The organism is Nonomuraea fuscirosea (assembly GCF_003001935.1).
Classification (GTDB): Bacteria; Actinomycetota; Actinomycetes; order Streptosporangiales; family Streptosporangiaceae; genus Nonomuraea; species Nonomuraea fuscirosea.
Genome location: NZ_PVNG01000065.1, coordinates 1 through 10,473, shown reverse-complemented (window position 1 = coordinate 10,473; position 10,473 = coordinate 1). Strand labels below are relative to the sequence as shown.

8 protein-coding genes are annotated in these 10,473 nt (G+C 69.6%); 1 reads left to right on the top strand and 7 read right to left on the bottom strand.

Annotation, left to right across the window (positions count from 1 at the left end; all coding sequences use genetic code 11):
- The first annotated feature begins 519 nt into the window (after positions 1-519).
- On the top strand, positions 520-1,467 hold the full coding sequence (locus B0I32_RS55785) for a DNA polymerase ligase N-terminal domain-containing protein (protein WP_106253601.1): 948 nt from the start codon (positions 520-522) through the stop codon (positions 1,465-1,467).
- 505 nt (positions 1,468-1,972) lie between these two features.
- Here the strand turns inward: B0I32_RS55785 and B0I32_RS55780 are convergent.
- The 7 genes from B0I32_RS55780 to B0I32_RS55750 are packed head-to-tail and all read right to left on the bottom strand — an operon-like array spanning position 1,973 to position 9,400.
- On the bottom strand, positions 1,973-2,977 hold the full coding sequence (locus B0I32_RS55780) for an aldo/keto reductase (RefSeq protein ID WP_106253599.1): 1,005 nt from the start codon (positions 2,975-2,977) through the stop codon (positions 1,973-1,975).
- Positions 2,977-3,966, bottom strand: coding sequence for an ABC transporter permease (locus B0I32_RS55775; RefSeq protein ID WP_245956733.1), 990 nt, complete (start codon positions 3,964-3,966; stop codon positions 2,977-2,979). The genes B0I32_RS55780 and B0I32_RS55775 overlap by 1 nt, the downstream gene beginning before the upstream one ends.
- Positions 3,963-5,441 carry a sugar ABC transporter ATP-binding protein gene (locus B0I32_RS55770; protein WP_106253595.1) on the bottom strand — a complete coding sequence of 493 codons (1,479 nt, stop codon included), beginning with the start codon at positions 5,439-5,441 and terminating at the stop codon, positions 3,963-3,965. Before B0I32_RS55770 ends, B0I32_RS55775 begins: the two co-directional genes overlap by 4 nt.
- A complete protein-coding gene (locus B0I32_RS55765) occupies positions 5,441-6,463 on the bottom strand; it encodes a sugar ABC transporter substrate-binding protein (protein WP_106253594.1) in 1,023 nt (340 codons plus the stop codon). Before B0I32_RS55765 ends, B0I32_RS55770 begins: the two co-directional genes overlap by 1 nt.
- A gap of 35 nt (positions 6,464-6,498) precedes the next feature.
- The gene (locus tag B0I32_RS55760) at positions 6,499-7,251 is read right to left on the bottom strand and encodes an SDR family NAD(P)-dependent oxidoreductase (protein WP_245956732.1); all 753 of its coding nucleotides are present in this window, start codon (positions 7,249-7,251) and stop codon (positions 6,499-6,501) included.
- The gene (locus tag B0I32_RS55755; protein WP_106253591.1) at positions 7,248-8,558 is read right to left on the bottom strand and encodes an L-fuconate dehydratase; all 1,311 of its coding nucleotides are present in this window, start codon (positions 8,556-8,558) and stop codon (positions 7,248-7,250) included. Before B0I32_RS55755 ends, B0I32_RS55760 begins: the two co-directional genes overlap by 4 nt.
- Positions 8,555-9,400, bottom strand: coding sequence for a fumarylacetoacetate hydrolase family protein (locus B0I32_RS55750; RefSeq protein WP_106253589.1), 846 nt, complete (start codon positions 9,398-9,400; stop codon positions 8,555-8,557). The genes B0I32_RS55755 and B0I32_RS55750 overlap by 4 nt, the downstream gene beginning before the upstream one ends.
- Between the last annotated feature and the right edge of the window lie 1,073 nt (positions 9,401-10,473).

The window sequence follows — 10,473 nt, the reverse complement described above, 5'->3', positions numbered from 1 at the left end:
CCCGACCCGGCCCCGACCCGGCCCCGACCCGGCCCCGACCCGGCCCCGACCCGGCCCCGACCCGGCCTCGACCTCGATGAGCGGCACCCCAAGCAAACCCGACGGCTCCCGACTACCAGCATCCCGACGGCTGCGCAGCTCACCCGGACAGCGGGCTACGGCTGGTCGAAATTCATCGGGACACTGATCCGCGGCACTCACCCGAGGCCGAGCGCGTGCCAGACACCGAAGCCTCGACCACGAATCGAGGAGCCCACAGGCTGGAGAGCGCGCCCTAGACCTCAATCTTGAACCACACATCGGAGGAATCACCCACCGCTGCTGTTGTAGGCGCCGAATGAGCGGGACGACATCGCCTGGATCCCGTACGGGCCCCGTCATGGTGCTGAACCCCCACGGAACCCGTCATCCTGCTCCACCCGCGCAGGACCCGCCATCGTGCCGGACCCGCACGGAACCCGTACTGAACCCCACTGTAACCCCCGATCGGCGGCGATGACAGCGGGTAGTACCGGTTCTGTGGCCGACAAACTGGAGCGATACCGGAGCAAACGCGACCCAGACCGCACCCCCGAGCCCGTCCCCGACACCCCCTCCCCCACCCCCGACGGCAACGCCTTCGTCATCCAGGAGCACCACGCCCGATCCCTGCACTGGGACCTGCGCCTGGAGCGTGACGGCGTACTGGTCTCCTGGGCCGTCCCCAAGGGCCTGCCCGCCGACCCCGCCATCAACCACCTGGCCGTGCACACCGAGGACCACCCGATGGAGTACCTCACCTTCCACGGCGAGATCCCGCAGGGCGAGTACGGCGGCGGCACCATGACCGTCTGGGACACCGGCACGTACGACGTGGAGAAGTGGTCGGAGCGCGAGGTCAAGTTCGTCCTGCGCGGCCGGCGGGCTTCGGGCCGGTTCGTGCTGTTCCAGACGCGGGGCAAGAACTGGATGATCCACCGCATGGACGCCCCCGTCCGCGACCCGTTCCCGCCCCTGGAGCCCATGCTGCCGACGCGCCGCACCAAGATCCCCAAGGACGCCCCGGACTACGCCTTCGAGTTCGCCTGGGGCGGACGCCGCCTCCTGGTGCCCATCGACGGGGGCCGCACGGACGCCGCCAGGGAACACCCGTGGCTGCGCGGGCTGGCCGAGTCGTTCGGCAGCCGCACGGCGGTGCTGGACGGGGAGCTCGCCACGCTGGGCGGCGCGGAACTGCTCGTCTTCTACGACCTCCTGTACGACGACGGCCACTCCCTGACGGCACGCCCGTACACGGAACGGCGGGCAGCCCTGGAGGCGCTCAACCTGACGGGCGCCCGCTGGCAGACCGCACCGTCCTGGCCCGGGGAGGCCGACCCGGTACGGCAGGCGGCGCGGGAGCAGGGGCTGCCGGGGGTGGTCGCCAAACGCCTCGACTCCCCGTACGAGCCAGGCCCCTCGAAGTCCTGGCTCCTCCTCCCACCTTGACCACCCTGCCCAGCCCGGGCGTACCGGCCCCCGCAACCCGCACGGTCCCAACCCACCAACCCGCACGGTCCCGACCAACCCGCGGGGGTTCAGCCAACCCGGCCAACCCACTCGATCCCAGCCGACCCACTCAGTTCCAGCGACACGAGCCGCCCAGCCCGGCGACGCGCGACGGCCCGCCCGCCCACGAACCCGCCGGCCAACTAGCCACTGAGGCGACGACGGGACGGGAGGACGACGGTATGTGACCGCGACGGACCAACCCACCATGCTCGCGGCGACCGTTCCACCACATTCTCAGCGACCGATCGCCCACGTACCCAGCGACCAATCCACCACGGACGCGGCGACCGATCAACCGCCACCTCTGTCGGCCTGCAGAAACGTCCGGCACACGTCTTGTGACCACACCCCCTGCGAACTGAGCCCGCGTTCGCTCAACTCCAGGGGCGTTCTGATCACCGCGGCCGACGTCCGCCGGTAGCCGAGTCTGCTCATTCCTCCGTCAGTTGTCGGTGGTCAGGAAGCCGGCCGCTCGTAGGTCCCCCCACAGTTCCTCCGGCACCGGGCGCGACCACAGGCCGGCGTTCCGTACGACCTCCTCCGGTGCTCGCGCCCCCACGACGATCGTGCTCACCGCCGGGTGCCGTAGTGGGAAGGCCATGGCCGCCTGGGGCAGGGTTACTCCGTGGCGGTCGCAGATGCGGGCGATGCGCTTCGCCTTCTCCAGCAGTTCCGCCGACGCCGGTGCGTAGTCGTAGGTTCCGGACGGCTCGTGGGTGGCCAGGATGCCGCTGTTGAACACCCCGGCCGCGAGCACCTTGACGCCGCGCCGTACGCACTCCTCCAGCAACGGCAGCCCCGACTGGTCGAGCAGGGTGTAGCGGCCCGCGAGCATGACGACGTCGACGTCGGTCTCCTGGACGAAGCGCAGGGGCACCTGCCACTGGTTCATCCCGACGCCGACGGCCCGGATCCGCCCTTCCGCCCGCAGCTCGGCCAGCGCCGGGTACGCCTGCGCGATGGCCTGGTCCACGTGGTCGTCGGGGTCGTGGATGAAGGCGATGTCCACGGCCGGGAGGCCGAGGCGGGTCAGGGACTCCTCCAGCGACGTACGCACGCCGTCCGGGCTGAAGTCCCACACCCGCTCCACCTCGGCCGGAACGTCGAAGCCCTGTTCGTCCCGCCCGCCATCCGGAACCCCAGCAGCCCGCGGCTCAGCAGGCTGCTGAGCCGCAGGCTCCCCGCGGCCGCCGCCGGACGTCTTGGGGCGGAGGAGGCGGCCGACCTTGGTGGACAGGAGGTAACCGGAGCGGCCGGCCAACGCCGCGCCCATCCGCCGTTCCGACAGGCCCAGGCCGTAGTGGGGCGCGGTGTCGTACAGGCGTACCCCGTTCTCCCATGCCGCGTCGATCGTGGCGCGGGCCGTCTCCCCGGCGACCGCGTCGTACAGGTTGCCGATCGGAGCGCCGCCGAAGCCGTGGCGAGGCAGGTCGATCCCGCGTTCCATCAATCTTGTGCCTTTCCTCCCGCGATCCGGCTGATCATCAGGGCGATCAGGATGATCGCGCCGTAGATGACCGGCTGCCAGAAGCCCGAGACGCCGATGAGGGTGAGGATGTTCTGGACGAGGCCGATCACCAGGACGCCGGTGAGGGCGCCGAGGATCGTGCCCTTGCCGCCGTCCATGCTGACGCCGCCGATGACGGCCGCGGCGAACACCATGAAGATCCAGCCGACGCCCTGGTTGTTGCCGATCGCCCCGAGTCGTCCGGTCTCCAGGATGCCGGCCAGGGCGGCGAGCGTGCCGCCCAGGATGAACACGCCGTACAGCACCCGGTCCACGCGGATGCCGGCCGCGCGGGCGGCGTCCATGTTGCCGCCGATCGCGTAGAGGGAGCGGCCGAGCCTGAGGTAGCCGAGCCCGAAGATGCCCGCCGCGAACAGCGCGCCGGCGATCCAGATGGCCGCCGGCAGGCCGAGCCACAGCGCGCTGCCCAGGTAGAGGATCGAGTCGGGCAGCTGGAAGAGGGTCTTGCCCTCGCTCGGCCCCTGGAGGAAGCCGTGCACGATGATCAGCATGGCCAGCGTGACGATGAACGCCGACAGCTGGAACCTGATGATCAGGAACCCGTTGAACGCCCCGATCGCCGCCCCGATGAGCAGCGCCAGCGGGATCACCAGCGCGCCGGGCAGGCCGATGCCGAACCCGCCCGCCGCCACGGGTACGCACAGCATCACCGCGATGGCCGGCGCGGTGCCCACCGTGGACTCGAGCGAGAGGTCGAACTTCCCGGCGATCAGGATCATCGCCTCGGCCAGCACGAGCAGCGAGATCGCCGCCTGCTGCTGGAGCACGTTCGTCAAGTTGCCCGCCGTCAGGAACGTCGGGTCCAGGACGGCGCCCACGATCAGCAGGATCACGATCACCGGCACGAGGGTCAGGTCGCGGAACCTGGCCAGCCGCACCCGGGGGGCCGGTGCAGTCAAAGTGGTCACTCTTCCATGCCTTCCATCACGGCCACGAGCTCGTGGTCGGTCCAGCCACGCGGCACGTCCTTGACGACCCTGCCGTGGAACATCACCAGCACCCTGTCGCAGATCCGCAGGTCGTCGAGCTCGTCGGAGACCAGGACGGCACCCGCTCCCCGCTCGACCGCGTCCTCGACGGCACCGAGCAGGGCCTGCTTGGCCTTGACGTCGACGCCGGCGGTCGGGTTGATCACGACGAGGACGGTCGGGTCGTCCACGAGCGCGCGGGCGAACACGACCTTCTGCGCGTTTCCCCCCGACAGGTCGGCGACGGGCTGGTCGGGGCCCTCGGTCTTGATGTCGAGGGAGTCGATCATCCGCTCCGCCGTGGCCCGCCGCCTGGAGGGACTGATCAGTCCGTAACGGCCCAGCTTGCGGGCGATCGGGAAGGTGGCGTTCTCCCCGACCGACAGCAGCGGGACGAACCCTTCGTGGTGGCGGTCCTCGGGGACGAACCCGAGACCCGCCTTCATGGCGGCGGGCACGTCGCCGGGCGTGACCTTGGTGCCGTTGACGGTGACCGTGCCGGTGTCGGCCCTGCGCAGGCCGACCAGCGTCTCGGCCAGGCCGACCTTGCCGCTGCTCGCGGAGCCGGCCAGGCCGACGACCTCACCGGACCGTACGGAGATGTCGATGCCGGAGTAGCGGCCGGCCAGACCGAGGTTCTCGCCCGAGAGCACCACGCTCTCGCCGGGGGTGCGGGAGCGGGCCTCGTACACCGCCGTGGCCTCCCCCGTCATCGCGGCGACCAGCTCGTCGTGCGGCAGGTCGGCGACCGGTCTGGTCGTGACGTGCCGGGCGTCGCGGAAGACGGTGACGCTCTGGCAGATCTCGTAGACCTCGTCGAGGTGGTGGGAGATGTACATCATCGTGACGCCCTGCTCGCGCAGCGACCGCATGCGGGTGAACAGCCGCTCGATGGCCGGGCCGTCGAGCCGGGCGGTCGGCTCGTCGAGGATGATGAACCTGGCCCCGAACGACAGCGCGCGGGCGATCTCGACGAGCTGGCGCTGCTCGACGCTCAGGTCTCCGGCCAGCGCCTGCGCGTCGACGTCCACCTCGTACGTGTCGAGCAGCTCGCGCGCCCTGCCCGCCAGCGCCCGCCAGTTGATCACGTTCTTTTCGGACTGGCGGTTGAGGAACAGGTTCTCGGCGACGGTCAGCGCCGAGATGATCGTGGACTTCTGGTACACGCAGGCCACCCGCCGGCGCCAGGCGTCGCGGTCGGCGAGGGCGGGCGCCGGCTGTCCCGCGAACAGCACCTCGCCCTCGTCCGGCCGCTGGAGCCCGGTGAGGATCGACACGAGGGTGGACTTCCCCGCGCCGTTCCTGCCGACGAGCGCGTGCGTCTCACCCTCCGTGATCGCGATCTTCGCGCCGGCCAGCGCGGTGGTCGGTCCGAAGCGTTTGACGACGTCCCGGGCTTCGACGTGAACGTTCATCACTTGACCTGGTTGCCCCAGAGGGCCTGGTCGTCCACGTTCTCCTTGGTCACCAGCGGCGCGGGAAGCTGGTCCTCCAGGCCGTTGGGAAGCTGGATGATCGTGCTGCCGTGGTCGGTCGGGCCGGGTTTGAACGTCTTGCCGTCCGCCGCGGCCTTGGCGTAGAAGAGGGCGTATTTGGCGTACAGGTCGGCCGGCTGCGACACCGTGGCGTCGATGTCGCCCTTCCTGATCGACTCGAACTCCTGCGGGATCCCGTCGTTGGAGATCACGAAGATGTGCTTGGGGTCGCTCGGCGGGACCAGCAGGCCCTTCTGCTTGAGCACCTGCAACGTGGGAGCCAGGTGAACACCCCCGGCGTGCATGTAGATGCCCTTGATGTCCGGGTTCTGCTCCAGGCGGGTCTGCAGCATGGAGGCCGCCTTGCTGCCCTCCCAATCAGTCGGCTCGCTGAACACCGTGATCCCGGGGAACTTGCTCTTCATGCACTCCGAGAACGCCTCCGACCTGTCACGGCCGTTGATCGAGCTGAGCGCGCCCTGGAGCTGCACGACCTTGCCCTTGCCACCGAGCTTCTCGCCGAGGAACTCGCACGCCTTCGTGCCGTACGCGCGGTTGTCGGCGCGTACGACCATGAAGACCTTGCCCTTGTCCGGCCGGGTGTCGACGGTCACGACGGGGATCTTCTTGTTCTCCAGCTGCTGCAGGGTGTTGGCGATGGCGCCGGTGTCCTGCGGGGCCATGACGATGACCTTGGCGCCCTGACCGATCAGCGCCTGGACGTTGTTGACCAGCTTGGCCACGTCGTTCTGCGAGTTCGTGGCGGGCATCAGCTCCACCTTGAGCTCGCCGGCCATCTGCGGGACGTACTTGATGTAGGAGTTCCAGAAGTCGGAGTCGGCGCGGGGGTGGTCGATGCCGACCTTCCCGCCGCCGCTTCCCGCTCCCGTCGTCGTGCCTCCACCACAGGCGGTCACGACCGCCAAGAGGGCCGCTCCCGCGACCACCCGACCGAGCTTCATTTTGGGGGGTACCTTCCTTGTTGGTTGGCGTTGGCCTAGTTGGCCGGCCTCAGTCGCAACCCCTGCATGCCACCGTCGACCGCGAGCGTGGTGCCAGTGGTGGCGCCGGCCTCGGGGCCGGCCAGGTAGGCGATCGCCGAGGCGACCTCCTCGGCGGTGACCAGGCGGCCCATCGGCTGCCTGGCGTTGAGCGCGGCCCGTTCCGCCTCCGGATCGCCGGCCGCGTCGAGCAGCCTGGCCACCCACGGCGTGTCGGCGGTGCCCGGGTTGACGCAGTTGACCCGGATGCCCTCTCTGATGTGGTCCGCGGCCATGGCGAGCGTCAGCGACAGCACCGCGCCCTTGGTGGCGCTGTAGAGCGCGCGCTGCGGCAGCCCGGCGGTGGCCGCGATCGAGCACGTGTTCACGATCGACGCGTGCTCCGACCTCCTCAGGTACGGCAGCGCGGCCCGCGCCACGCGGACCATGCCGAGCACGTTGACGTCGAACACCTTGTGCCACTCGCTGTCGGGGTTGTCCTCGATCGTGCCCTGGGCCCCGATGCCCGCGTTGTTGACGAGCACGTCGATCCCGCCGAGCCGTTCGGCCGCCTCGGCCACCGCGGCCCGCACGCCCGCGTCGTCGGTGACGTCGGCCTTGATCCCGATGAACGGCTCACCGGGCGGGTTGAGGTCGAGGCAGGCGACCTTCATCCCGCGCTCGGCCAGCGCGGTGGCCGCGGCCAGCCCGATCCCGGACCCGCCGCCGGTCACGACCGCTTTCAAGCCCTCACTCGTGGTACGGCTCACGCCTCGTCCCTCCAGACCTCGCCGCCGGGGAAGGTGTGGGCGGCGATCGACTCCTGATGCATCTCCGCGCTGAACCCCGGCCTGGACGGCGCCACGTAACGGCCGTCCCGGATCACCACGGGATCCACGAAGTGCTCGTGCAGGTGGTCGACGTATTCGATGACCCGGCCGTCCATGGTGCCCGTGACCGCGACGTAGTCGAACATCGACAGGTGCTGCACCAGCTCGCACAGCCCGACCCCGCCCGCGTGCGGGCAGACCGGCACGCCGAACTTGGCCGCCAGCAGCAGGATCGCCAGGTTCTCGTTGACCCCGCCGACGCGGGCGGAGTCGATCTGCACGAAGGAGACGGCCTCGGCCTGCAGCAGCTGCTTGAAGACGATGCGGTTCTGGACGTGCTCGCCGGTCGCCACCCTGATCGGCGCGATGCCCCTGGCGATGGCGGCGTGGCCGAGCACATCATCAGGGCTGGTCGGCTCCTCGACCCAGTGCGGGTTGAACTCGCCCAGCGCGTTGACCCACTCGATCGCCGAGCCGACGTCCCAGCGCTGGTTGGCGTCGATCGCGATCGGGAAGTCGTCGCCGCACACCTCGCGGGCCACCCTGAACCGCCGCCGGTCGTCGTCGAGGTCGGCGCCGACCTTGAGCTTGATCTGGCCGAACCCCTGGTCGATCGCCTCCTTGCAGAGCCGCCGCAACTTCTCGTCGCCGTAACCGAGCCAGCCGGGGGAGGTCGTGTAGGCGGGATATCCCGTCTCGGCGAGCAGTCGTACCCGCTCCGCCTTGCCCTTCTCCTGCTTCTTGAGGATCTCCAGCGCCTCGTCCCTGGTCAGCGCGTCGCTCAGGTAGCGGAAATCGATGAGCTCGACGATCTCCTCGGGCGACATCTCGGACAACAACCGCCACAGCGGCTTGCCCTCCCGCTTCGCCTTGAGATCCCACAGGGCGTTGACCACGGCGGAGATCGCCATGTGCATGACGCCCTTCTCCGGCCCCAGCCAGCGCAGCTGCGAGTCGTCGACCATGTCCTTGTAGAGCGTGCCGAGGTCTTCGGCGTCCTTGCCCACCACGTACGGCTCCAGCGCGCCGATCGCCGTGGTCTGGATGTCGTTGCCGCGCCCGATCGTGAACGCGAACCCGTGCCCCTCGTAGCCGTCGTCGGTCCTGAGCACCACATAGGCGGCCGAGTAGTCGGGATCGGGATTCATCGCGTCGGAGCCGTCCAGCTCGCGGGAGGTCGGAAACCGCACGTCGTGCGTCTCCATCGCCACGATCCGGTACGAGCTCCCGCCCGCCGTCACCGTCATGCCTGCCCCACCGTCTGCCGCTGCCGGCCCAATCCCTCGATCTCCAGCTCCATCACGTCACCGGCACGCAGGTACGGCTGCCCCGGCATTCCCATGGCGACACCCGCCGGTGTACCGGTGTTGATCACGTCGCCCGGCTCCAGCACCATGAACTGGCTCAGATACCGCACGACCTCCGCCACGTCGAAGATCATGTTCTTGGTGTCGCCGTCCTGCCGCAGCTCACCGTTCACCCACAGGCGCATCGCCAGCCGCTGCGGATCGCTCACCTCGTCGGCCGTCACCAGCCACGGGCCGAGCGGGTTGAACGTCTCACACGACTTGCCCTTGTCCCACTGGCCACCGCGCTCCAGCTGGAACTCGCGCTCGGAGACGTCGTTGGAGATCGCGTAGCCGGCGATCACATCGAGCGCCTCCTCGCGGCTGCGCAGATATCGCGCCTCCCGCCCGATGACGACGGCCAGCTCCACCTCCCAGTCGCTCTTCACGCTGCCCCGGGGCACGAGCACCTCGTCGTACGGGCCCACCATGGTGTTGCTCGCCTTCATGAACACCACCGGCTCCGCCGGCACCGCCGCGCCCGACTCGGCCGCGTGGTCGCTGTAGTTGAGCCCGATGCAGACGATCTTCCCCGGCCGGGCGACGGGCGCACCGACCCGGAGCCCTTCCTCCTCGACCACGGGCAGGTCACCACGCTCAAGAGCCTCCCGAACCCGGGCCACTCCCCCGCTGACGAAGAAGGCCCCATCAATCTCGGGCTCTCCGATCTCGCGCAGTTTCCCGTCATCGTCCATGACCACCGGCCGCTCATGACCGACAGGTCCCACTCGCAGCAGCTTCACACCGTGTTCCTTCTCATATACATCGGATGTCTTGTCTCCTGATGCTGGTGCGGCGGGGTGGAGCATGTCAAGGCCGCCAAGACGGATACCTCCGATCCGAGACCTCGGCATACACCCTTTGGAAGGACGCGTCCCCTGTGAACCCACTTAACCGCCCCGATCACCGACTTCACACCCTCGAAACCTGACCCCCGCATACATCGGACGACAGCTAAGGCGGGCGTAGGAAGCACCTGGGCCGGTAGCGACCCCCAGAAGCCCACAACCAGCAGCGAACCCACCGAGGGCGCCGGAGCGGCCACGGGGAACGGACACGGGCGGCCGGAAGGCGGGCAGCAGGAAACCGGGCAGCAGGAAGCCGGAGCCCACAGCCAGCCCTTGAGCGAGAAACGGGGTAACGAGGCTCCGAACACAGGCAGGCGGGCAACAGGGACTGCAGCCTGGAGTCCGGAAGCCCCAAAATCAGGACCTCGACCACAGGGTGCGAGAAGCGGAGTCCAGAGCAGACCACCGAGAGCAGCGAACGGGAAGCGGCGAACGGATCGCCGGGACCCAGCACCGACCACCCCAAGCAACCGAGCCACCGAGCCACCGAGCCACCGAGCCACCGAGCCACCGAGCCACCGAGCCACCGGGCCACCGGGCCACCGGGCCACCGGGCCACCGGGCCACCGGGCCACCGGGAAGAGCCGGACACAAGCAGCCGGGAGAAACGGGAAGTTGCGAGAGTCCGGAAGCCCAGAACCAGGACCGCGACTCCGAACTTTGGGAAGCGGCAAGCCGGCAACAGACCGCCGGGAGCCGAGAGCAGAGGCCGGGAAGCGGGAAGCGGACCACCGGCACTCGGGCCAAGAGGCCATGACCCAGGGTGGAGGGGCCGGGCTGCCTGAAAGCGAAGAGCCGCACACGAACAGCTGAGAGCGGGCCGCCGAGAGCGATGGGTCGCAACAGCACGAAGCCCGGAAGCCTCCGGACCAGGGAGCGAACCCCTGGGACCCCGAACCCCGGAAATCGGGGAGCGGGGAGCGGGGAGCGGGGAGCGGGGAGCGGGGAGCGGGGAGCGGGGAGCGGGG

What these genes read in the sequence shown, in the direction of transcription:
- B0I32_RS55755 (WP_106253591.1), bottom strand. Translation starts at nt 8,558, where the DNA reads ATGACGGTGACGGCGGGCGGGAGCTCGTACCGGATCGTGGCGATGGAG.
- B0I32_RS55770 (WP_106253595.1), bottom strand. Translation starts at nt 5,441, where the DNA reads ATGAACGTTCACGTCGAAGCCCGGGACGTCGTCAAACGCTTCGGACCG.
- B0I32_RS55765 (WP_106253594.1), bottom strand. Translation starts at nt 6,463, where the DNA reads ATGAAGCTCGGTCGGGTGGTCGCGGGAGCGGCCCTCTTGGCGGTCGTG.
- B0I32_RS55780 (WP_106253599.1), bottom strand. Translation starts at nt 2,977, where the DNA reads ATGGAACGCGGGATCGACCTGCCTCGCCACGGCTTCGGCGGCGCTCCG.